At 59.8% G+C, this 23,056-nt stretch carries 20 protein-coding genes and 1 pseudogene; 15 read left to right on the top strand and 6 right to left on the bottom strand.

The genetic code is table 11. The features are described 5' to 3' along the window. Positions 1–30 precede the first annotated feature (30 nt). The 4 genes from AABM52_RS04455 to AABM52_RS04470 all read left to right on the top strand — a co-directional run bounded on the left by AABM52_RS04455 (position 31) and on the right by AABM52_RS04470 (position 3,470). A complete protein-coding gene (locus AABM52_RS04455; protein WP_347910672.1) occupies positions 31–486 on the top strand; it encodes a flavodoxin in 456 nt (151 codons plus the stop codon). 192 nt (positions 487–678) lie between these two features. After that, positions 679–1,461, top strand: a complete 783-nt coding sequence (locus tag AABM52_RS04460; protein WP_046040106.1) for a class II aldolase/adducin family protein — start codon at positions 679–681, stop codon at positions 1,459–1,461. After that, complete coding sequence (locus AABM52_RS04465; RefSeq protein WP_347910674.1) at positions 1,461–2,363, top strand: alpha/beta hydrolase; 903 nt, start codon at positions 1,461–1,463, stop codon at positions 2,361–2,363. Before AABM52_RS04460 ends, AABM52_RS04465 begins: the two co-directional genes overlap by 1 nt. A 195-nt stretch (positions 2,364–2,558) precedes the next feature. Further along, positions 2,559–3,470: an SDR family oxidoreductase gene (locus AABM52_RS04470; protein ID WP_347910675.1), complete on the top strand. Its 912-nt coding sequence runs from the start codon at positions 2,559–2,561 to the stop codon at positions 3,468–3,470. A 72-nt stretch (positions 3,471–3,542) separates the two neighbouring features. Here the strand turns inward: AABM52_RS04470 and AABM52_RS04475 are convergent, their stop codons facing one another. Next, positions 3,543–4,313 (bottom strand): N-acetylmuramoyl-L-alanine amidase, encoded by a 771-nt coding sequence (locus AABM52_RS04475; protein ID WP_347912582.1) that lies wholly within the window; start codon positions 4,311–4,313, stop codon positions 3,543–3,545. A gap of 580 nt (positions 4,314–4,893) precedes the next feature. On the opposite strand from AABM52_RS04475, the gene AABM52_RS04480 reads away from it, so the two are divergent. The 4 genes from AABM52_RS04480 to AABM52_RS04495 all read left to right on the top strand — a co-directional run bounded on the left by AABM52_RS04480 (position 4,894) and on the right by AABM52_RS04495 (position 11,630). Beyond that, a complete protein-coding gene (locus tag AABM52_RS04480; protein WP_347910677.1) occupies positions 4,894–6,687 on the top strand; it encodes a DUF1302 domain-containing protein in 1,794 nt (597 codons plus the stop codon). 23 nt (positions 6,688–6,710) lie between these two features. Beyond that, entirely contained in the window at positions 6,711–8,081 is a 1,371-nt protein-coding gene (locus AABM52_RS04485; protein WP_347910679.1) for a DUF1329 domain-containing protein, read from the top strand. Positions 8,082–8,222: 141 nt separating this feature from the next. Continuing rightward, complete coding sequence (locus AABM52_RS04490; RefSeq protein WP_347910681.1) at positions 8,223–10,769, top strand: LuxR C-terminal-related transcriptional regulator; 2,547 nt, start codon at positions 8,223–8,225, stop codon at positions 10,767–10,769. Positions 10,770–10,940: 171 nt separating this feature from the next. Further along, positions 10,941–11,630, top strand: a complete 690-nt coding sequence (locus AABM52_RS04495; RefSeq protein ID WP_347910683.1) for a hypothetical protein — start codon at positions 10,941–10,943, stop codon at positions 11,628–11,630. Between the two features lie 3 nt (positions 11,631–11,633). Here the strand turns inward: AABM52_RS04495 and AABM52_RS04500 are convergent, their stop codons facing one another. Beyond that, positions 11,634–12,419: an IclR family transcriptional regulator gene (locus tag AABM52_RS04500; protein ID WP_347910684.1), complete on the bottom strand. Its 786-nt coding sequence runs from the start codon at positions 12,417–12,419 to the stop codon at positions 11,634–11,636. Between the two features lie 165 nt (positions 12,420–12,584). On the opposite strand from AABM52_RS04500, the gene hmgA reads away from it, so the two are divergent. From hmgA to maiA, 3 genes are read left to right on the top strand one after another with little or no spacing between them, the layout of a single operon-like run. Then, on the top strand, positions 12,585–13,889 hold the full coding sequence (hmgA, locus tag AABM52_RS04505) for a homogentisate 1,2-dioxygenase (RefSeq protein ID WP_347910686.1): 1,305 nt from the start codon (positions 12,585–12,587) through the stop codon (positions 13,887–13,889). Positions 13,890–13,892: 3 nt separating this feature from the next. Continuing rightward, positions 13,893–15,197 carry a fumarylacetoacetase gene (gene fahA, locus AABM52_RS04510; protein ID WP_347910688.1) on the top strand — a complete coding sequence of 435 codons (1,305 nt, stop codon included), beginning with the start codon at positions 13,893–13,895 and terminating at the stop codon, positions 15,195–15,197. Between the two features lie 12 nt (positions 15,198–15,209). Then, positions 15,210–15,845, top strand: a complete 636-nt coding sequence (gene maiA / locus AABM52_RS04515) for a maleylacetoacetate isomerase (RefSeq protein WP_347910690.1) — start codon at positions 15,210–15,212, stop codon at positions 15,843–15,845. Between the two features lie 119 nt (positions 15,846–15,964). On the opposite strand, the gene AABM52_RS04520 is transcribed toward maiA, so the two are convergent. After that, positions 15,965–16,768: a transglutaminase family protein gene (locus tag AABM52_RS04520; protein ID WP_347910692.1), complete on the bottom strand. Its 804-nt coding sequence runs from the start codon at positions 16,766–16,768 to the stop codon at positions 15,965–15,967. A 183-nt stretch (positions 16,769–16,951) separates the two neighbouring features. Here AABM52_RS04520 and AABM52_RS04525 point away from each other — a divergent pair, with 183 nt between their 5' ends. Next, entirely contained in the window at positions 16,952–17,971 is a 1,020-nt protein-coding gene (locus AABM52_RS04525) for a Glu/Leu/Phe/Val dehydrogenase dimerization domain-containing protein (protein ID WP_046040126.1), read from the top strand. A gap of 188 nt (positions 17,972–18,159) precedes the next feature. Here the strand turns inward: AABM52_RS04525 and AABM52_RS04530 are convergent. Next, positions 18,160–18,399, bottom strand: a pseudogene (locus AABM52_RS04530) (YebG family protein); the annotation flags it as partial. Between the two features lie 276 nt (positions 18,400–18,675). Between AABM52_RS04530 and AABM52_RS04535 the strand changes: the two are divergent. Then, complete coding sequence (locus AABM52_RS04535) at positions 18,676–19,176, top strand: phosphate-starvation-inducible PsiE family protein (protein WP_347910694.1); 501 nt, start codon at positions 18,676–18,678, stop codon at positions 19,174–19,176. Here the strand turns inward: AABM52_RS04535 and AABM52_RS04540 are convergent. Next, a complete protein-coding gene (locus tag AABM52_RS04540) occupies positions 19,173–19,490 on the bottom strand; it encodes a DUF3509 domain-containing protein (protein WP_347910696.1) in 318 nt (105 codons plus the stop codon). The two genes, AABM52_RS04535 and AABM52_RS04540, sit on opposite strands and share 4 nt — an antisense overlap. A gap of 310 nt (positions 19,491–19,800) precedes the next feature. Beyond that, the gene (locus tag AABM52_RS04545; protein ID WP_347910697.1) at positions 19,801–21,177 is read right to left on the bottom strand and encodes an L-serine ammonia-lyase; all 1,377 of its coding nucleotides are present in this window, start codon (positions 21,175–21,177) and stop codon (positions 19,801–19,803) included. Between the two features lie 135 nt (positions 21,178–21,312). On the opposite strand from AABM52_RS04545, the gene AABM52_RS04550 reads away from it, so the two are divergent. Beyond that, entirely contained in the window at positions 21,313–22,260 is a 948-nt protein-coding gene (locus AABM52_RS04550; RefSeq protein ID WP_056728454.1) for a LysR substrate-binding domain-containing protein, read from the top strand. Positions 22,261–22,474: 214 nt separating this feature from the next. Then, the gene (locus AABM52_RS04555) at positions 22,475–22,882 is read left to right on the top strand and encodes an HPF/RaiA family ribosome-associated protein (protein WP_347910699.1); all 408 of its coding nucleotides are present in this window, start codon (positions 22,475–22,477) and stop codon (positions 22,880–22,882) included. Positions 22,883–23,056 lie beyond the last annotated feature (174 nt).

Below are 23,056 nucleotides of genomic sequence, written 5' to 3' on the forward strand. Positions count from 1 at the left end.
CGTCTTTTACTCGGATTCAGGATCAGATTGATGAAAGTCGCCATCATTTCCGGCTCGGTGTACGGCACGGCCGAAGAAGTTGCCCGCCACGCCGCCAGCCTGTTGAAAGCCGCCGGTTTCGAAACCTGGCACAACCCGCGTGCGACCCTCGCCGACGTCCAGGCGTTTGGCCCCGAAGCCTTTCTGGCGGTGACCTCGACCACCGGCATGGGTGAGCTGCCGGACAACCTGCAACCGCTGTATTCGACCATTCGAGACCAATTGCCAGCGGCCTGGCGCGGTTTGCCGGGCGCGGTGATCGGATTGGGCGATGCGAGCTATGGCGATACTTTTTGTGGCGGCGGCGAACAGATGCGCGAATTATTCGGTGAACTGGGCATTCGTGAAGTACTGCCGATGTTGCGCCTGGATGCCAGCGAGAGCGTGACCCCAGAGACAGACGCAGAGCCTTGGCTGGCGGACCTGATCAACGCACTGCGCGACTGAACGTTGCCTCGGCCCCCATGCCGGTCAGACCCTTGCTGGCGCCGGTCATTTGACATGGATCCAAGGCAGCAGGGCGGCTGACCCGCTGGGTCATCAAGCTGGCTGCCAATGCAACTACACGATCCTCAAGGGCTGACTAGACTCGGTGAACATAGGAAACACTCCATAATAAAAACACCGAGGCTTCTTTCCGTGACCGTCGCTCCCGTCCAATCGCCACCCAGTGTCAAAGACCAGGTCAGTGCTGCCGAGTGGCAGACGCGCGTCGACCTGGCAGCCTGTTATCGCTTGGTCGCCCAGCATGGCTGGGATGACCTGATCTTCACCCATATCTCCGCCAAGGTGCCCGGCACCGAAGATTTCCTGATCAACCCGTTCGGGTTGATGTTTCACGAAATCACCGCGTCGAGCCTGGTCAAGGTCGATCAGGCCGGCAACAAGTTGATGGACAGTCCTTACGAGATCAATCCGGCGGGTTACACCATCCACAGTGCCGTGCATGAAGTTCGTCACGATGTCGTCTGCGTGCTCCATACCCACACGGCTTCGGGGGTTGCAGTGTCGGCACAGAAGCAGGGCGTTCTGCCGATCAGCCAACAGTCGTTGTTCGTGCTTTCCAGCCTGGCGTACCACGCCTACGAAGGCGTGGCGCTCAACCATGAAGAGAAAGTGCGGCTGCAGGCCGACCTCGGTGAAAACAATTTCCTGATGTTGCACAACCACGGTTTGCTGACCTGCGGCAGCACCATCGCCGATACGTTCCTGATGATGTTCACCTTTCAACGTGCCTGCGACATTCAGGTCATGGCACAAAACGGTGCCGCTGAACTGATCGCCATCGAACCGCAGATTCTGGCCGGCGCCAAAGCCATGATCGCGGGTGTCACCCGAAGTGCTCAAGGAATGGGCGGAGCGCTGGCCTGGCCGGCGTTGCTGCGCAAACTCGATAAACTGGACCCGGGTTATAAACTCTAATGGAACTCGCCGAGATCCCCCTGTGTGTCTGGCGCAAACGCAGCCAGACGTTCGTGTTCCGTGGTCGGAGCATCCGTTACTGGACAGCCGGGCAGGGTGAGCCACTGCTGCTCATTCACGGCTTTCCGTCCGCCAGTTGGGACTGGCATTACCTGTGGCAGCCATTGACCCAGCGTTTTCGCGTGATCGCTTGCGACATGCTGGGCTTCGGCGATTCGGCCAAACCGGTGAATCACGATTACAGCCTGCTGGAACAAGCGGATCTGCAACAGGCACTGCTTGAACACCTGAAAATCGAACAGCCGTTGCACCTGCTCGCCCACGACTATGGCGACAGCGTGGCCCAGGAACTGCTGGCCCGGCATTACGAATCGCGGCTGGAACTGGCCAGTTGCGTGTTTCTCAACGGCGGGCTGTTTCCGGAAACCCACCACCCGCTACTGATGCAAAAACTCTTGCTCAGCCCTTTGGGCTGGATGATTGGTCGCGCCTTCAGTCGCGACGGACTGGTGAGAAGCTTTCGGCAGATATTCGGTCCGCAAACCCGTCCCAGTGAAAGCCAGATGGATGACTTCTGGAGCCTGGTCGAAAGCCAGCGCGGGCCACGGATCATGCACAAATTGATCGCCTACATCCCGGAGCGACGCGTCTGGCGCGACCGCTGGGTGAGCGCGATGCAACGCGGTGAAGTGCCGCTGCGAGTGATCGATGGCGGAGTGGATCCGGTCTCCGGCGTGCACATGGTCGAGCGTTACCGGGAGCTGATCCCGGATGCGGATACGGTGGTGTTGCCGGACATTGGCCACTACCCGCAGATCGAGGCCCCTGGCGAGGTGCTCAAGCACTACCTGGCGTTTCGCGATCAACTGCTGTTGCCGCCGCGCAAGGTGGCGTGCTCCTGATTCGCAGCGTTCAACCTGCTGTGCTTTTTTGTGGAGAGGGGGCTTGCCCCCTCTCCACAGGGTGCATGTCCATTTCCCTATCAATCATCCCCCAGCCTTATCGCACACCATTCAGCCTCCCCCGTGTTCATTGTGACCCGTAGCGCCGTGCCTGAAACTCGGACTCACTGTCCCCTGGCCTGCTGGAGTCCCCCCATGAATGAGTCTGTGCGCTTCGAAGATAAAGTCGTGATCATCACCGGAGCCGGTGGCGGCCTGGGACGGGCGCATGCACTGTTGTTCGCCAAACAGGGCGCCAGGGTGCTGGTTAACGATCTTGGCGGCTCGGCCCAAGGCGAAGGCGCCAATGCCTCGGCCGCCGCCCGTGTGGTCGCGGAGATTCGCGAGGCCGGCGGCATCGCCGAGGCCAACCACGACTCGGTCACCGACGGTGACAAACTGGTCCAGCACGCCCTGGACGTCTTCGGTCGCGTCGACGTGGTGGTCAACAACGCCGGGATCCTGCGTGACAAGACCTTCCACAAAATGGATGACGCCGACTGGGACCTGGTTTACCGCGTCCACGTCGAAGGTGCCTACAAAGTCACCCGCGCCGCCTGGCCGCACATGCGCGAGCAGAACTACGGGCGGGTGATTTTCACCGCGTCGACCTCGGGCATCTATGGCAACTTCGGCCAGTCCAACTACGGCATGGCCAAGCTCGGTCTCTACGGCCTGACCCGCACCCTGGCCATCGAAGGCCGCAAGAACAACATCCTGGTCAACGCCATCGCCCCCACCGGCGGCACCCGCATGACCGAAGGCCTGATCCCGCCGCAAGTCTTCGAACAGCTCAAGCCGGAACTGGTCAGCCCGCTGGTGGTGTACCTGGCCAGCGAGAACTGCCAGGAAACCTCCGGTCTGTTCGAAGTCGGTGGCGGCTGGATGGGCAAGGTCCGCTGGGAGCGCAGCCTCGGCATCGGCTTCGATCCACGGGCCGGTTTCTCCCCGGAAGACGTGGCCGCACACTGGCAGCAGATTTGCGACTTCGAGGGCGCGGCGCATCCGAAGGACAACATCGAAGCGCTGAAGGAAATGATGGGAAACCTGCAGAAATATTCGCTCTGATAGCGCCGGCAAGGTCACATTGCTGACCTTGCCGGTTGTTGCATTGTCGGCTGCAAAGCCGTTTGCCGACGATCAGCCTGGAAAGTATTTGACTACCAGCGCCTTCAGGTTGGCGGCTGTTTGCGTGTCCATTTTTCCATCGAGGTTTTCCGGACGAAAATGCATCTGGAATGCCCGCACCAACTGTTGAAAACCGCCGTCCGTTGACGCGCCCGAAACATCGTATCCATAGGATTTGAACAGCCCCAGCAATTCGCTTCGGGCTGGAACCCCTGCTGTGTTGTATTGGCGCAGATACTCGTCCCGAGTGCTTTCATCGAACCAGGCACCGACACCTTTCAAGTAAAGCTCTCGCCAGGGAAACATCGGTCCCGGGTCACTTTTGCGGCCGATCGAAACATCGGAGTGGCCCAACACCTGGGTCGGCGTGATATCCGGGTAGCGCATGAGGATATTCAGCGCCAGTTGCTCAATCGCAGCAATCTGCTCGGGGTGATACGGCGGGAAGGTGAAGTCACCTTTGTTGTCGGTCGCCAGGTTGACGACTTCAATGCCGATGGACGTGTCGTTCAGATTGCCGCGGCTGCCCCACTGACTGACACCCGCGTGCCATGCGCGATGGGTTTCATCCACCAGGTTGAACACTTCCTGCCCGGTATGGCCGGCTTTGAGGTAGCTGGGGTCGGTGATGTCCGGAACCAGATAGTGCGCGCTGACATTCGGGCCGGTCAGGGCACTGACAGAGCTCGCAAAGTCAGCGGCCGTGTAGTGAAGAATCAGAAAGCGTATTCGACTGTTGAAGCTTCGGGTTGAGCGATAATGGTTGTATTTGATGGGTTTCATGGTTGCACTCGCAATAAGTAAGTTTGAAGTCGGACGAAGGTAAAAGTCGTTCGCCGACGTGCTGTTCAACTTAAAGACTCGAATGCTTTTGGTGTTTACCTATGCTTGTAGGTACTTTCTGAAAGAAATGTAGGCATGCGAAGGTCAGCCTTTATGGTCAGGGGTTGCCGACTGACAGCCGTTACTCATCGAAAACCATCGCCCATAAAAAAGGCCGCTGCAAACGCAGCGGCCAAAGTAAGACGTTGGATCAGGAGCTACAAATCAACGTCAGTGAACACGGGGTGATAAACCGAATCCTCAATTCATCTGAAATCTTTCAGTCACGGCGCAGGCCGGTACATCGTGCCTTGCGGCGGTTTACCGTGGCAGTCAGGTAAGAATAAGCCCTTGGTGTCGTAGGAAAAATACCAATTACGGACATGCACTGTTGCAGCCCCGGCAACAGTCAGGATTCGGCTGCTCGTCGTCTGTGCCAGTCATCCTTTAGAGGTACACCACGAATACCTCCTTGGTGCGCTTATCGACCCCGATGCCCGGCAGTAGGGTGAGGCCTTCTGTCACTCACCGGGGAAGACGCATGACAAAAACAACAATGCGCGCCATCTTCACACCGCAGGCACTGGCGGCTGCGGTCGCCTTGGGTTGCTGTGCCCAGGCGCAGGCCATTTCGTTCAACATCGGGGAAATCGAGGGGACGTTCGACTCCTCGCTGTCGGTCGGCGCGAGCTGGGGCATGCGTGATGCGGATAGCGCGCTGGTGGGCACCGTCAACGGTGGTTCCGGCCAGTCTTCGACCGGTGACGACGGGCGATTGAACTTCAAGAAGGGTGAAACCTTCTCGAAGATCTTCAAGGGTATTCACGATCTCGAGCTGAAGTACGGCGACACCGGTGCGTTTGTGCGTGGCAAGTACTGGTACGACTTTGAACTCAAGGATGAAAGCCGCCCATTCAAGGACATCAGCGATCACAATCGCAAAGAGGGCGCCAAGTCTTCAGGCGGACAAATCCTCGATGCTTTCGTCTATCACAACTACTCCCTCGCCGATTTGCCGGGCACGGTCCGCGCCGGCAAGCAGGTGGTCAGTTGGGGCGAGAGCACCTTCATAGGCAACTCGATCAACAGCATCAATCCGGTCGACGTGTCCGCGTTCCGTCGTCCTGGCGCCGAGATCAAGGAGGGCCTGATCCCGGTCAACATGCTGTTCGCCTCCCAGGGCCTGACGGAGAAGTTGACCGTGGAAGGCTTCTATCAGCTGGAATGGGACCAGACGGTCGTCGATAACTGCGGCACATTCTTTGGTGTCGATGTGGTGGCGGACGGTTGCAACAAGGGTTACACCGTGGCCAATCCGGCCATTGCACCCTTGCAGCCGATTGCGGCTGCCTTTGGCCAGGGCTTTGAAGTCAGCAAGGAGGGGGTGATCGTTCCCCGTGGTGGCGACCGCGATGCCCGGGATTCCGGGCAGTGGGGTACGGCGTTGCGCTGGCTGGGGGACGACACCGAATACGGCCTGTACTTCATGAACTACCACAGCCGTTCGCCGAATGTCGGGACCACCACCGCTGGCCTCAGTACGCTGGCGAGCATTCCGGGGATCGTTGCCGCCGCCAACCGCATCGCCCCCGGCAGCGGTTCGGGTCTGGCCCAAAGCGTGATGCTCGGTCGCGGCCAGTATTACCTCGAATACCCGGAGGACATCCGCCTCTATGGCGCGAGCTTCGCCACCACCTTATCCACCGGCACCGCGTGGAGCGGGGAAATCAGCTACCGCCCCAACCTCCCGGTGCAGGTCAACACCAATGACCTGACCCTGGCCATGCTCAATCCGATCGCGGGCGGTGCGGCATCGCCCATCGCCACGTCACCCGGGGCTGACAACAAGGGGTATCGCCGCAAGGAGGTGACGCAGGTCCAGAGCACCCTGACGCACTTCATCGATCAGGTAGCCGGTGCGGATCGCCTGACCCTGGTGGGCGAGGCGGCGGTGGTCCGGGTCGGTGGTCTGGAGTCGCGTACCAAACTGCGCTACGGCCGCGACTCGGTGTATGGCCAGTATGGTTTCGGCGGCGATACCGACGGCTTCGTGACCTCGACTTCATGGGGTTATCGCGGCCGGGCCATCCTCGACTACAACAACCTCATCGCCGGGATCAACGTCAGGCCCAACCTCTCGTGGTCCCACGACGTCTCCGGCTATGGCCCCAACGGTCTGTTCAACGAAGGCGCCAAGGCCATCAGCCTCGGTGTCGATGCGGACTATCGCAACACCTATACCGCGAGCCTCAGTTACACCGACTTTTTCGGCGGGGACTACAACGTCCTCACCGACCGTGACTTCGTGGCGTTGAGCTTTGGTGTGAACTTCTGATCTGGCTGAAAAGGATGAATTCAATGCGCAAGATGATTCTGCAATTGGGCACCGTTCTGGCCCTGAGTCTGCTGGCCGCCAACGTGATGGCCGCGGTGTCGCCGGAAGAAGCCAACAAGCTCGGCACCAGCCTTACACCGCTTGGTGCCGAGAAGGCCGGCAATGCCGAAGGCTCGATTCCGGCCTGGACCGGCGGCATCCCGAAAAACGCGGGTGCGGTGGACAACAAAGGTTTCCTGGCCGACCCGTTCGCCAACGAAAAACCCTTGTTCGTGATCACCGCGGCGACCGTCGACAAGTACAAGGACAAGCTCTCCGACGGCCAGATTGCGATGTTCAAGCGCTATCCCGAGACCTACAAGATTCCGGTCTACCCGAGCCATCGCACCGTGGCGTTACCGGCAGAAATCTATGAGTCGGCCAAACGCAGTGCGCTGAACGTAACACCAATCAACGACGGTAACGGTCTGGCCAACTTCACCGGCAATCGCTACTACGCATTCCCGATTCCGAAGAATGGCGTGGAAGTGATCTGGAACCACGTCACTCGCTACCATGGCGGCAATCTGCGCCGCACCATCACCCAGGCGACACCGCAGTCCAATGGTGACTTCACGGTGATCCGCTTCAAGGACGAAGTCGCCGTGCCGTCGTTGCTCGGCGATCTGAAACCGGGCAGCGACGATAACGTCCTCAACTACTTCAAGCAGGAAGTGACCGCGCCGGCGCGGCTGGCGGGCAACGTGTTGCTGGTCCACGAGACCCTCGATCAGGTCAAGGAGCCGCGCAAGGCCTGGATCTACAACGCTGGCCAGCGCCGGGTACGGCGTGCGCCGCAGGTTGCATATGACGGTGTCGGCACCTCATCCGACGGCCTGCGCACCACCGACAATTTCGACATGTTTTCCGGCGCGCCGGATCGCTACGACTGGAAACTGATCGGCAAGAAGGAGATGTACATCCCCTACAACAGCTACAAGCTCGACTCGCCCGACCTCAAGTACACCGATGTGATCAAGGCCGGGCACATCAATCAGGACCTGACCCGCTACGAGCTGCACCGGGTCTGGGAAGTCGTCGCCACGGTCAAGCCGAACGAGCGGCATGTGTATGCCAAGCGCCACATGTACATCGATGAAGACAGCTGGCAAGTGGCGCTGGCCGACCACTACGACGGGCGTGGCCAACTCTGGCGCGTCGCCGAAGGGCATGCCCAGTTCTACTACGATCACCAGGTGCCGGCCTACACCGTCGAAGCACTGTATGACCTGATCGCCGGTCGCTATATCGCCCTGGGAATGAAGAACGAAGAGAAGCGCAGCTTCGAATTCAACATCGATGCAAAAGCGGGGGACTACACGCCGGCAGCCTTGCGTAGCACGGGGGTTAGGTAGGTTTCCTACAGGCTCCTACACAAAAGGGTGACTTTGCGGTCACCTTTTTTATAGCGGTCGATCAGTGTGTTGAATACTTCTTCAACAAGCGCTCGGGAGGGGGCTAGGGTGGCGCCAGAATTATAAAAAAGGCGCATCACAATGACTGCAATGACGCACTGTCTGGACCGCCCTGGCTTCCTGCCCCGACTGTCGTCCCATCATCTGTCCCGCGAGCGGCTGATCGAGCCCATGCTGGTCTCGACCGCGCGGGTGAAGTTGCTTTGCGCACCGGCCGGTAGTGGCAAGAGCGCGTTGTTCACCGAATGCCTGCTGCGGGCGCCGGAGCACGCTCGGGTCTGTTGGCTGCCGCTGGCGGGGGAGCCGTTGAGTGCGGCCGATTTTCTGTTGCGCCTGACGCAAGCGCTGGGTCTGCCCTCGATGGAGGAGCCTGGGCTGCTGGCACATCTGGCCCGATTGCAGGCGCCGACCTGGCTGTTTCTCGATGATTACTGCCGGGCGCCCAGTCCGGAACTCGACCGGATGCTCGATCGCCTGCTGGCCGTCGCCAGCCCGGCGCTGACCTGGTGGCTGAGTTCCCGTCGACGACCGCCCTGCAACTGGCCGCGGCTGCTGCTCGATGATGAGTTGTACGAGTGCGAAGGCCGGACGCTGGCGTTTACTGAGGCCGAGGTCGGGCAATTGCTCGGCCATCTCGAGCCGACCCTGGCGGCACAAACCGCCAAAAAGGTGGTTCAGCGTAGCGGAGGCTGGTGCGCTGGCGTGCGGATCGCGTTGCTCAATGGTTGTCCGTGGTCGGGTGAGCAGGGGCGTTCGGCGACATTACTCGATTATCTGCAACACGAGTTGTTCAACACCTTACCGTCGGAGTTGGTTGAGGTCTGGAAGGTGCTGGTTCATCTGCCACGGTTCAACGCCAGCCTGTGCGAGCATCTTTTCGGTACGGGTGAGGGCGCGCAGTGGCTGCACGCCTTGCAGGACATGGGCTGCTTCATTGAACCCTGGGAAGACTCCGTCGAGTGGTTGCGGATCTTCGAGCCACTGGCCCGGGAGATGCGTGAAGAACCGACCCCGGCCGGGCGATCCTGGCATCGCCGTGCGTGCCAATGGTTCAGCGCCGAAGAGGACTGGCAGGGCGCCTTCGAGCAGGCGTTGCTGGCGCAAGAGCACGAAGTCGCGGTCAGCCTGATGCAACACTTCAGTTTCGAGCATCTGTTCAAACGTCAGAACGTCAGCTGGTTACTCAAACTGCATGAGCAGTTGGGTGAACAGTTGACCCTGGGCACGCCGCAACGGGTGGGGTTGATCACCGCGGCGTTGCTGTTTGCAGGGCGTTTCGAGCAGGCGGCTGCCTGCATTGGGCAACTGTCCCGATTTGCCCCGCAACCGACGGCATCCTTGCAACGGCAACTGCTGGCGCGTTGGCAGGCGCAACAGGGGTGGTTGCTGCATTTGCAGGGGCGCCTGCCGGCGGCAAGGGCGCATTTTATCGAGGCACTGGACGAGCTGACGGCCGAGGCGTGGCCCGCACGGTTGCTGTGTCTGTCCGGGTTGACCCAGCAAGCGCTGCTCAACGCCGACCTCGATGCCGCCCAGGCCTTCAATCGTGACGCCCTGTGCCTGGCGCGGGCACAAGGCTCGTTGCTGTTTGAAGGCTTGCTCGAACTCGATCATGCACAACTGCTGGAGCAGCGTGGTGCACCCCGTCGAGCCGGGCAGTTGCTGACCGACATCCATGAAATGCTTGGACGGCAGGCTGATCGACCGACGCCGCTGCTGGGACGAATCGCCCTGCGGCGTGGGCGGTTGGCCTTGTGCCAGGGCCAGGACGAACTGGCCGGCGAATGTTTCCAGGCGGGCCTTGATTACTGCCTGCACAGTCAGGACAAACACGTGTTGTACGGATTTTTGGGGCAGGCGCAATTGGCGGCCAATCAACGCGACTACGCCCATGCGTTTGATCGTCTGCGCGAGGCCGAACGGTTGATGCAGCAACGGCAGATCCCCGACACGGTGTATCGCGGGGTGCTGCTGCAAATCAGCAGTCATTTCTGGCTGCAACAAGGGCGCCCGGAGTTGGCTCGGGAAGCGCTGACCCGGGTCTTGCGTCATTACCGCGGGGCCCACGCGCGCCAGGCACCGCCGGCCACGCTGCAACTGATTGCGCGTATCGAATACCAGTTGGTGTTGGCCGAGACTCAACTGCACCAGGCGCAACGTCCACTGGATCGACTCAGGGCGTTACTCGAACACGCGCAACGACACGCCATGCTGGCACTGGAAACGGAACTGCAATTGGCTATCTGCGAAGTGGCGGACCTGACGGGTGAGCCGGGCGTGGCTCAGGCAGCGCTGGAGGCCGGGCTCGCGTTGGTCAAGCGTTGTCAGGGGCAACAGGCATTGCGTGATTTGAACTTGCGCCAGCCGAACCTGATCTGTCGTTTACAAGGCGAGGAGACAGTGAGCGCGCGGACACTGGATGCCAGCCTTCTGAGCAGTCGGGAACTGGAAGTGCTCGGCCTGATTGCCCAGGGCAATTCCAATCAGCAAATTGCCGAGCAGTTGTTCATTTCGCTGCATACGGTGAAAACCCATGCCCGGCGCATTCACAGTAAGTTGGGTGTGGAACGGCGTACACAGGCAGTTGCCATGGCGAAGAAGTTGGGGTTGATAATGCAAGTCTGGTAGTTGCTGGTTTTTAGTTGGGAAATTAATTAAAACATACTGTCGCGTGCATAAATAACTGTGTTGATTAGTATGGTCGTCGGCGCTGGCAAATAAGCAGTTGGTTGCGTTGTCAGTATATTGAACGGCAGGTCGAGCAAGATGCTCGATTCTATAACGTGACAGGGAGTCTTTATGAGTGACAGTTTTTTTTCTTACAGTAAAGTTTTGCTATTGAAGCGCATTCGTGCGGATTTCGCCGTCGAAGTGCTGTTGGTTGAACGCCTGGGGGAACTCGGGATCAACCCGTTCAAAACCTATCTGAATACGCTGGTTGATATTCTTGGTACTGACGTCAGCGAGTCCAGGACGTTATTCGATGAGACGCTGGAGTGGGTTGAGACAGAGTCACTGCCTAATTATATTCAGGGTGTCAATGGGGTCTTCAATCGGTCGTATACTTTCGAACGGGAGCATCAGGTTGAAGGGCTGGATCTGCTAGAGTTTGAAAGAGTAGTAATGGATGTCGTCAATTTGTTGATAGATGCACCATCAGTCAACCTTTCAAAACGCTCGATCAAGGTTTCTGGTATCGAGCAGGTCCATGCAGCGTTAAAGTATCAGATCCCGGAAATCAATATTGATGACGTGTACCTGACCAGCTTTGTAACAGAGCCGGACGGGCGAAAGATACTTCAATCCAGAAGTCTGGCCGAAGATGTCTTTGCTCATTTTCAACATGATGAAATTCCTTACTATCACGGCGAAGGAATGGGTGTTTATTCGATCGCCTACAGTTCCCGGGAATCCGATTTGCATCCGCAGCTGACGATCAAGGACATTGGTGATCTGGTGATCGAAATTGCTCCGGATTTCCTGATCTGAAACTCAGGGACTTTCGTAGCCCATTCTCCAACTGATGGCCTGCGTCGCAGCTAATAATCGCTGCGCCGCCGGGCCGTTTTCATCGGCATGGAACAACGAGGTCGGCCCGACCACGGTCAGCACTGCCGTGATCCTGCCCATGGCGTTGAACACCGGTGCCGACAAGGCATCCACTCCGGGCATCAACAGTCCATGCACATGGTGCAGACCCCGATGGCGGATCTGTTCGCTCATCGTTGCGTAGGCCTGATCATCCGCCAAGGCGTGGGCGGCAACGTTTTTCAGTTCCTGTTCACGCAGATCCACTGTTTCACGCGCAGGCAGGTAGGCGCCAAACACCAGTCCCGTCGAAGAACTGAGCAATGGCAACACCGAGCCCAGTTGTGTCACCACCGTCACCGCACGCACCGCCGGTTCGATATGCACCACGGTCGCGCCCTGATTGCCCCATACCGCCAGGAAACAGGTTTCGTTCAAGTCGTCGCGCAGTTCAGCCAGGGGCAGGGCAGCGACTTTCAGCACGTCCATACTGTTGAGTGCCGCCAACCCGACGCGCAAGGCTTCGCGGCCCAGGCCGTAATGGTTGGTAGCGGCGTTCTGTTCGGCGAATCCGCTGGCGATCAGGGCCTGCAAATAGCGGTGAACCTTGCTCGCCGGCATCTGCACGTGTTCGGCCAGGCGCGACAGCGAAGTCGAGGGCGACAACTCGGCCAGAGCCTTGAGGATGTCGGTACCAACCTCGGCTGAGCGGACTTTCTGTTTGCCGTTGCTGTCGCTGGTCTTTTCCATGGTAGTGCTGTGATCCCGGGACGAATGGGCGTCTTTATAGCTTGACGGTCAATACCAATCAAATTACGTTATGCGTAATCAAATTACGACAAAAACAATCCAGGCGTGCCTCGACCTCTGCAACAGAGCGAACGGCCACTGCCGACTCCCTGTTCAGGAGGCTCCATGAACCCCGATTCAACGACGCCAGCGCTGGCCTACCAGTCAGGCTTCGGCAACGAATTCAGCAGCGAAGCGTTGCCCGGCGCACTGCCTGTCGGCCAGAACTCCCCGCAAAGAGCCCCGTACGGCCTTTACACCGAACTGTTCTCCGGCACGGCGTTCACCATGGCGCGCAGCGAGGCGCGGCGGACCTGGATGTACCGCATTCAACCGTCGGCCAATCACCCGGCATTCGTCAAACTGGACCGGCAACTGGCCGGCGGCCCGCTGGGTGAGGTGACCCCCAACCGCCTGCGCTGGAACCCGTTGGACATTCCTGCGGAACCGACCGATTTCATCGACGGTCTGGTGAGCATGGCGGCGAACTCGGGTGCGGATAAACCGTCCGGGATCAGCATCTACAACTACCGCGCCAACCGTTCCATGGAGCGCGTGTTCTTCAATGCTGACGGCGAGATGTTGCTGGTGCCTGAACTGGGGCGCCTGCGCATTGCCACCGAACTGGGCGTGCTTGAACTCGAACCGCTGGAAGTTGCCGTACTGCCACGCGGCCTTAAATTCCGCATCGAACTGCTCGACCCGCAAGCCCGCGGTTACGTCGCCGAAAACCATGGAGCGCCGCTGCGGCTGCCGGACCTGGGGCCGATTGGCAGCAACGGCCTGGCCAATCCGCGGGACTTCCTGACCCCGGTGGCGACCTACGAAAACCTGCAACAACCCACCACGCTGGTGCAGAAGTTCCTTGGCCAGTTGTGGGCCTGCGAGCTCAATCATTCGCCGCTCAACGTGGTCGCCTGGCACGGTAACAACGTGCCGTACAAATATGACCTGCGCCGCTTCAACACCATCGGTACTGTCAGTTTCGACCACCCCGATCCGTCGATCTTCACCGTGCTGACCTCGCCAACCAGCGTCCACGGCCTGGCCAACCTTGACTTCGTGATCTTCCCGCCGCGCTGGATGGTGGCCGAGAAAACCTTCCGTCCACCGTGGTTCCATCGCAACCTGATGAACGAATTCATGGGGTTGATCCAGGGCGAGTACGACGCCAAGGCCGAAGGCTTTGTGCCCGGCGGTGCTTCGTTGCACAGCTGCATGAGCGCCCACGGTCCCGACGGAGAGACTTGCACCAAAGCGATCAACGCCGAACTCAAACCGGCGAAAATCGACAACACCATGGCGTTCATGTTCGAGACCAGCCAAGTGTTGCGCCCAAGCCGTTTCGCCCTCGATTGCCCGCAACTGCAAAACACCTATGACGCCTGTTGGGCTACGCTGCCCGCCACTTTCGACCCGACCCGGAGATAACCCATGACGCAGACTTCCATCACTCGCAGCTGGGTTGCATCCGCCAACGGCCACGCGGATTTCCCCCTGCAAAACCTGCCGCTGGGCGTGTTCAGCCTCAACGGCTCGGCACCACGTAGTGGCGTGGCCATTGGCGAGCATATCTTTGATCTGCAAGCGGCCCTTGAGGCCGGATTGTTCGATGGCGCCGCGAAAACTGCCGTCGAGGCCACCGGTGGCGGCCAGCTGAATGCTTTCTTCGAACTGGGCCGCGAGGCTCGCGTCGCGTTGCGCGAGCGTTTGCTGGAACTGTTCGCCGAGGGCAGCACCCTGCACGGCAAGATCGAAGCCCAGGGCGCAAAACTGCTGCCGCTGGCGGCGGATTGCGAGATGCACCTGCCGGCGAAAATCAACGATTACACCGACTTCTACGTCGGCATCGAGCACGCGCAGAATGTCGGCAAACTGTTCCGTCCCGACAACCCGCTGCTGCCGAACTACAAGTACGTGCCAATCGGCTACCACGGTCGCGCGTCGACCATTCGTCCGTCCGGTACCGACGTACGTCGCCCGAAAGGCCAGACCTTGCCGGCCGGTCAAACCGAGCCGACCTTCGGCCCTTGCGCGCGCCTGGACTACGAACTGGAACTGGGCATCTGGATCGGCCAGGGCAACGACATGGGCGACTCGATTGCCATTGGCGACGCCGCCGATCACATCGCCGGTTTCTGCCTGCTCAACGACTGGTCGGCACGGGACATCCAGGCCTGGGAATACCAACCGCTGGGGCCGTTCCTGTCGAAAAGCTTCATCACCAGCATCTCGCCGTGGATCGTTACTGCCGAAGCGCTGGAGCCGTTCCGTCGTGCCCAGCCAGCGCGTCCCCAAGGCGATCCGCAGCCGCTGCCGTATCTGTTCGACAAGCGCGACCAGGCCGTTGGCGCGTTCGACATCGAACTGGAAGTGTTGCTGCTCACCGAGGCCATGCGCGAACAGAACCTGCCAGCCCATCGCCTGACCCTGAGCAACACCGGGCACATGTATTGGACCGTGGCGCAAATGGTCGCGCACCACAGTGTCAATGGTTGCCAATTGCAGGCCGGTGACTTGTTCGGCTCGGGCACGTTGTCGGGGCCGCAGAGCGGTCAGTTCGGCAGCCTGCTGGAAATCACCGAAGGCGGTAAAAAGCCGATCGAACTGGCTTCGGGCGAGGTGCGTAAATTCCTTGAAGACGGTGACGAAATCATCCTGCGCGGCCGTTGCCGCCGCGACGGTTTTGCCTCCATCGGTTTCGGCGAATGCCGCGGCAAAGTGCTGCCGGCACGCTGAGAGGAGCGGGGCATGGAACTCTATACCTATTACCGTTCGACTTCGTCGTACCGGGTGCGTATCGCGTTGGCGCTCAAGGGCCTGGATTATCAATCCTTGCCAGTCAACCTGATCGCACCCCAGGGCGGCGAGCATCGACAGCCACCTTATCTGGGCATCAACCCGCAGGGCCGCGTGCCGGCCTTGCGCACCGATGAAGGCGAGTTGCTGATCCAGTCTCCCGCGATCATCGAGTACCTGGAGGAACGTTATCCACAGGTGCCACTGCTGTCCAAAGGCCTCGCTGCCCGTGCTCACGAGCGCGGCGTGGCGGCAGTGATCGGCTGCGATGTGCACCCGCTGCACAACGTCAGCGTGCTCAATCGGCTGCGCCAGTTGGGTCACGACGAACCGCAGGTGGTGGAGTGGATCGGTCACTGGATCGGCCAAGGGTTGGCCACGGTGGAGCAGTTGATCGGTGATGACGGTTACTGCTTCGGCCTAGAACCCGGGCTTGCGGACGTCTATCTGATCCCGCAGCTGTACGCGGCCGAGCGTTTCAATGTAGCCCTTGAGGCTTATCCGCGCATCCGGCGAGTGGCGGCATTGGCGGCGACGCACCCGGCGTTCATCAAGGCGCATCCGGCGAATCAACCAGATACGCCATAACGATTCACACCATCCCAATGTGGGAGCGGGCTTGCTCGCGAAGAGGGCGTGTCAGTCAACAATAATGTGGCTGGCATACCGCTTTCGCGAGCAAGCCCGCTCCCACAATTTATTTGTGATCAGTGAACGATGGAATTGGGCGGCAAATGCCCCAGCCGTTCCGTCAGGCGAATCCGCTGGATCGGGTCGTCGCTGAGCAGCAGCGCATGTTCCAGGTCAAAGCGCTCGGCATTCGGGCAGTCCAGCCGTTGGTACAGGCTGGCCCGGGCCAGATAGTCGGCGGCAGTGGCATTGCCCAGTTCCAGGACGCGCTCGGCGTCGATCAAGGCATTGATGCAATCGTCGTGGGACAGGTACAACTGGCGCAGGTTGCGCGACAGCCGTTGCAGCATCTGCGCCGGCTCGGCGGTTACCAGGTGCTCGGCGCTGAGCTTCATGTTCGGGCCATACTGGCGGTGCAGCAGTTCCCGACAATCGTTCGGATAAAGGCGGCGGCCGCCGCAGGGGTCGAGCAAATGATCGGCGCCCGGTACCCGCAGCAGGAAATGTCCGGGGAAGTTGACCCCGACCATGGGAATCTCCAGGCCCCTGGCCAACTCCAGCGCAATCAGTCCCAGCGTCAAGGGTTGCCCTCGTCGGCGCTCCAGTACCTTGTCCAGCAATGCCACTTGCGGGCGCAAGGGGGTGAAGTCGTCCTGGGCGAAGCCAAGGTCATTCAGGCGCCGCAGCAGCGGCTGGGCCAGCTCACTGACCGGCAGCATCGGCAAGCCGCCGCTGACCCGCTGTTGCAGCGCCTGAAAATCGGCCAACAGCGCTTGGGGCTGCACCTCGCTGTCGTGTTCGGCCGCAATCCACAGTGCCGCCTCGAACAGCGCGGGCGGTGAACGTTGCAGGCAGGCAAAGAACGATTGGCGCGGGGTCATCAAAATCTCCGGGCAATGCCTCGTTTTAGCCCCCTCTCCGGCATTCGTCCAGTGCTGCAAAAAGGCAACCACAGGTTATTTCCGAAAGCCTGCATCGGGGCCGTGCTTATTCCGGTGCGCTTCTGCAATTTTTGGGCGCAAGCCTATACTGGCGTCTACAAGAAGTGATTCGGGAGCCTTACGATGTTCGCTCTCATGCAAAGCACTCGCCTTGAATCGCTGCATCTGAGCGTCGACTCGGTCACCGGGTTGAAGGCGGTCATTGCCATTCATAACAGCCGGCTGGGGCCTGCCCTGGGTGGTTGTCGTTACCTTGCCTACCCCAACGACGAATCGGCGGTCGAGGATGCTGTGCGCCTGGCCCAGGGTATGAGCTACAAGGCTGCGCTGGCCGGCCTGGCCCAGGGCGGCGGCGTGGCGGTGATCGTGCGTCCCGCCCATGTGGAAAACCGTGCGGCGCTGTTCGAAGCCTTCGGACGCTGCATCGAACAGCTCGAAGGCCGTTACATCACTGCCATCGACAGCGGCACTTCGGTGGCGGACATGGATTGCATCGCCCAGCAGACCCAGCACGTCACCAGCACCACTTCGGCGGGCGACCCCGCGCCACATGCGGCGATGGGGGTGTTCACTGGCATCCGCAGCACCGCCATGGCGCGGCTGGGCAGCGACAACCTCGAAGGTCTGCGCGTGGCCATCCAGGGCCTGGGCAATGTCGGGTATGCATTGGCCGAACAGTTGCACGCCGCCGGTGCCGAACTGCTCGTCAGTGATATCGATCACGGCAAGGTGCAACTGGCCATGGAGCAACTCGGCGCCCACCCGATTGCCAACGAAGCGCTGCTTAGCACACCTTGCGACATCCTCGCGCCCTGCGGGCTGGGCGGTGTACTCAACAGCCATACCGTGACGCAGTTGCGCTGCTCGGCGGTGGCCGGTTCGGCGAACAATCAGCTGACGCATCTGGATGTCGCCGACCAACTGGAACGCCGCGGCATCCTGTATGCGCCGGATTACGTGATCAACGCCGGTGGGCTGATTTACGTGTCGCTCAAGCACCGCGGCGAAGAGCTGTCGACCATCACCGCACACCTGTCGAAAATCAGCTCGCGCCTGACCGAAGTGTTCGCCCATGCCCAGGCGGAAAAACGCTCTCCCGCACGGGTGGCCGACGAGTTGGCGGAGAAGGTGTTGTACCGCTGAATCGGGCATGCGTTATCCACAGGCATGAAAAAGGCCCTGGGTCATTCGACTCAGGGCCTGTTCAATTCGGGCTTAGCTTACTTGGCGGCTTTGGGGGTCTTGGCAGGCTTGGCCGGAGTGACCGGCTCGGCGGCTTCAACGACCTCGACTGCTGCAACAGGTTGTGCGACTTCAACCGGTGCGCTGAGCAGTTCGGACAGGGCGTCCGGCTGGCTCTTGAACGCCTTGGCGAACACGTCGCGATTTTTCGCCATGTAAATCCCGGCTTCTTCCACTTGCTGCTCGGTCAGGGACGGAACGGCTTTTTGCAACACTTCAGCCAGCAATTCTGCCAGTTCGAGCATTTTGTCATGACGGTCAGCTTCGGCTTTATCCATGAACAAGCGCTCCAGATCTCGGCTGCTGCGGTATACCACTTCGACGGCCATTCACCACCTCACATGCCTTCACATTGGTTGTCGAATTCGACTACTGTATCTATATACAGCTAAAGGATAAGCGAAACCCTGCCTTTTGGGTAGTGGCTTTTTAATGTAGACCGGATTCGAGATTTGTCAGGCGAGACGCTGCACAGGTGCGACCAAACGCCACGGCGCGTTATCCCGAGCGGCTCGCCATCATGGGCTGGCCTTTTTTCTGCATGCAGGAAAACCGTCACGTCCAACCCGCATCATCCGGTCGAATCGACCTAAGGAAGCAGCATCGTGAAAATCAACTGGGCCGAAAAACTGCGGCAGAACGTGCATGAACTGGCCGAGTCCCTGGGCAATCTGTTCGTCGAAACCTTTCACTACCTGGCGCTGTTCGCCATTGGTGCGGTGACTGCGTGGGCGGCGGTGATGGAGTTTCTCGGGATGATCGAAGAAGGGCACATCAAGATCGACGACATCTTGCTGCTGTTCATCTATCTGGAACTGGGGGCGATGGTCGGGATTTACTTCAAGACCAACCACATGCCCGTGCGCTTCCTGATCTACGTGGCGATCACTGCGCTGACGCGGCTGCTGATTTCCAACGTTTCGCACCATAACCCGCCGGACTTGGGGATCATCTACCTGTGTGGCGGAATCCTGCTGCTGGCTTTTGCGATTCTGGTGGTGCGTTACGCTTCGTCGCAATTTCCTTCGGTGAAGATCGAGAACCCGCAGCGCAAGACAGGTGCGGGCTCCAGTGAACATCCGGAAGTAGAAAAGGGCGAGCTTTAAAGTCCCATGGTGGGTCGGGGACGGTCACTGGCTGGTGGTGGCGGCAAGCTGCGCGTGCCGCCATCGGTCATGGATTCGAGGATGGCCACGGCGCTGTGGCCCTGCTCGATGGCAATGCCGAACTGAATGCTCTGCACCAGTCGTTTCAGGCGCTCGGGGTCATTGCGTTGTTCGGCGCTGATCATGCGCTTTGCGACTACGCGGCCACTGTTGGACAGGGTCAGCATGATGCTGCCATCCAGGCCCTGAATGCTCAGGTTGATCTGGTAATCCGCTGCAAAGGCATCGGTAATGAGCTGGAAAGGGTTGTCCATGATGCGTCACCGCCTGATTGAACGTGCAGTTGTTGACCGGCCGTGATCGGGTTGGTTCGCAATGCCAGACCACCGGCCATCTCGCCATCATTGTTCCAACCAGGATGTAGCAAGGGGCATGCCGACAAAATTGTCGGACAAAAAAACACGTTCTGTAGGAGCGAGCTTGCTCGCGAAGGTCGTGAACGATAACGCGTAAAACCAGAGGGTTCGCGGCGCCTGAGGGTTTTTCGCGAGCAAGCTCGCTCCTACAGGGGCCGCGTTTTCTGCACGTTTCAGGGCAATTAACCTCGACGTGCCTCCAAAGCGATCAGCATTCCACCCAGTTCACCGCCAGTCCGCCCCGTGACGTCTCTTTGTACTTGTCGTGCATGTCGGCCCCGGTATCGCGCATGGTGCGGATCACCCGGTCCAGGGAAATAAAGTGTTTGCCGTCGCCGCGCAGGGCCATTTGCGTGGCGTTGATGGCCTTCACTGCGGCGATCGCGTTGCGCTCGATACACGGCACTTGCACCAGTCCGCCAACCGGGTCGCAGGTGAGGCCGAGGTTGTGTTCCAGGCCGATTTCGGCGGCGTTTTCCAGCTGCTCCGGGGTGGCGCCAAGCACCTCTGCCAGGCCGGCGGCGGCCATGGCGCAGGCGGAGCCGACTTCTCCCTGGCAGCCGACTTCGGCCCCGGAGATCGAAGCGTTTTTCTTGCACAGGATGCCGACCGCAGCTGCGCCCAGTAAGAACGCGATCACATCGTCGTCAGACGCATCGGCATTGAATTTCATGTAGTAGTGCAGAACCGCCGGAATGATCCCCGCCGCGCCGTTGGTCGGTGCCGTGACCATGCGCCCGCCGGCGGCGTTTTCTTCGTTCACGGAAAGGGCGTACAGGTTGACCCATTCCATTGCCGACAAGGTGGACGTAATGACATTCGGCTTGCCGATTTCCTGCAGGCTGCGATGCAGTTTCGCCGCTCGACGCGGGACATTCAGCCCACCGGGCAGAATGCCTTCGTGGCGCAAGCCTTGCTCGACGCATTCGCGCATCACCGACCAGATATGCAGCAGGCCCTGGCGGATATCTGCGTCACTGCGCCAGGCCCGTTCGTTGGCCATCATCAGTTCACTCACCCGCAGCCCGTGCTGGTTGCAGAGCTTGAGCAGTTCGGCGGCGCTGGAGAAATCGTAAGGCAGCACCACATCGCCGGCCGGTGCGATCCCGGATTCGGCTTCGGCCGCTTCGATGATGAAACCGCCGCCCACCGAGTAGTAGGTCTGCGCGAACAGTTCGCCGGTTTCGCCAAAAGCTGTCAGGGACATGGCGTTGGGGTGGTAGGGCAGGCACTCGTCTAACAGCAGGAGATCGCGTTGCCAGTCGAAGGTAATTTCCGCAACGCCTGCCAGGCACAGTTTGCCGGTTTCGCGCAGGGTGTGAATGCGGCTGTCGATGGTGGTGGGATCGATACGGTCGGGCCATTCGCCCATCAGGCCCATGACGCAGGCGCGATCCGTTGCGTGGCCGACGCCGGTCGCTGAAAGAGAGCCGTAAAGGCGGATTTCCACGCGTCGCACCTCAGCCAGAAAACTGTGATCGACCAGCGCTTGGGCAAAGGTTGCGGCAGCGCGCATCGGACCGACGGTATGGGAACTGGACGGGCCGATGCCGACTTTGAAGAGATCGAAAACACTGATAGCCATGCTAAAGCCTGTACATGCAATGGAAGGGAAATCGCTGCCATTTCTGTAGGACAAGCGCAATTTGGGCGATACTGCCTGTCACGATCCTGCGTGACCAACGAAAATTCCTAAGACATCCTTTAGCGGTACTAAACGATGAGCCGTCAATTGCACGCCCAGACGTATGTCTGGCTGAACGTGTTTGCCTGTGCCGCGCGGCACCTGTCGTTCACCCGCTGCGCCGAAGAGCTGCACATCACACCGGGGGCCGTCAGCCAGCAGATCCGCCAGCTGGAAGAGCGCCTGGGCTTTCGCCTGTTTCACCGCCGCGCCCGCGGAGTGGAGCTGAGCGCAGAGGGCCAGCGCCTGGCCATTACCGTCAACGAGGCCTTTGGCAGCATCGACGCGGAATTGCGGCGACTGGATGCGGGCATGATCAGCGGGATTCTGCGGGTGCGTTCGATTCCGTCGTTCCTGAGCAAATGGCTGACGCCGCGCCTGCCGCGCTTGCAGCAGCGTTTTCCGGACATCCAGTTGCGCCTGGTGGCCGAGGACAGCAGCGTGCCGTTGCATGAAGGCGACTTCGACCTGGCGATCGACCTGAACGACGGCAGCTACCCGGGGCTGTTATCCACAGCCTTGCTGGATGAACAGATTTTTCCGGTGTGCGCGCCGAGCCTGTTGCGTGGTCGGCCGCCACTGCACGGTCCGGCAGACCTGATGCACTTTCCCTTGCTGCACGACATCACCGCCTGGCGCGGCAGCTATGAGTACGCGGAATGGGAGTTTTACCTCAATGCCATCGGCTTCGAGGGTGCGGATGTGCGACGCGGGCATACCTTCAATCGCAATCACCTGACCATCGAAGCGGCCATCGCCGGCATGGGCGTGGCGATTGCCCGACGAACCTTGCTCAATGATGAGTTGGAACGTGGTGCCTTGATCGTGCCGTTTGGCCTGGCGGTGCCCAATCACAAACGCTACATGCTGCTTTACGCACCGGGGGCTTTGAGCCATCCGGGTGTGCGCGCGGTGCACGATTGGTTGGTGGAGGAGGCGGGTGCTTTTCGCAGTCTGCACCCGCTGGGGGAGCAGCAAATGTGAGCAATTATTACGTAAGAGCAGGGCGACCCAACTCCCGACATTAACAGCGCTTTTGCTCGTTGTCCGACTTTTTTTGCGTATGAATATTTATCTTTTTTCAGGGGTTGAATTGTTCAGCGTACAGACCGATTGTGTAAGCAAGAGGTCACGGTGATGACGCCCAAGGGCTTAGCTGACCGGCCTCTCGCGAGCTAGCTGAAATAAGGGATGAACTATGCAAATCCAAGTCAATAGCGATAACCATATTCAAGGCAGTAAACGACTGGAGGAGTGGGTACGTACGACCATTGAGAGCACGCTCGAACGCTACGAAGAGGACCTGACACGAATCGAGGTTCATCTGCGGGACGAGAACGGCGAGAAGCCGGGTCCCCACGACATGCGCTGCCAGCTGGAGGCGCGGCCAAAAGGCCATCAACCGGTTTCCGTCACCCATAAAGCCTCCACCATGGAGCAGGCGATCGACGGAGCGGCCACCAAACTTGAACATGCGCTGGAGCATATGTTCGGCAAATTACGCGGCAAACGAGCCAATGTGGTGCCCATCGAGAGTGGCGCCCATGCCGACCAGCTGCTGGAAGAAGAGTTTCTGGAAAACGAACAGGCAGCGCTTAACGGCTGACACCTGATTCACTTTTTTACCTTCCCATGAAAACGGGCCTGCATTGCAGGCCCGTTTTGTTTTCGGTGGCTTTTGGATTCCATGGCCATTGGCTGGCTCTGGGGGCAGCCAGGTTTGCGGTGCAGCCAATGGGCGAAACAGGGAGCTGCACCCGATCTTTTTGCGTATGAGAAT

The sequence above is a fragment of the Pseudomonas grandcourensis genome (assembly GCF_039909015.1).
Classification (GTDB): domain Bacteria; phylum Pseudomonadota; class Gammaproteobacteria; order Pseudomonadales; family Pseudomonadaceae; genus Aquipseudomonas; species Aquipseudomonas grandcourensis.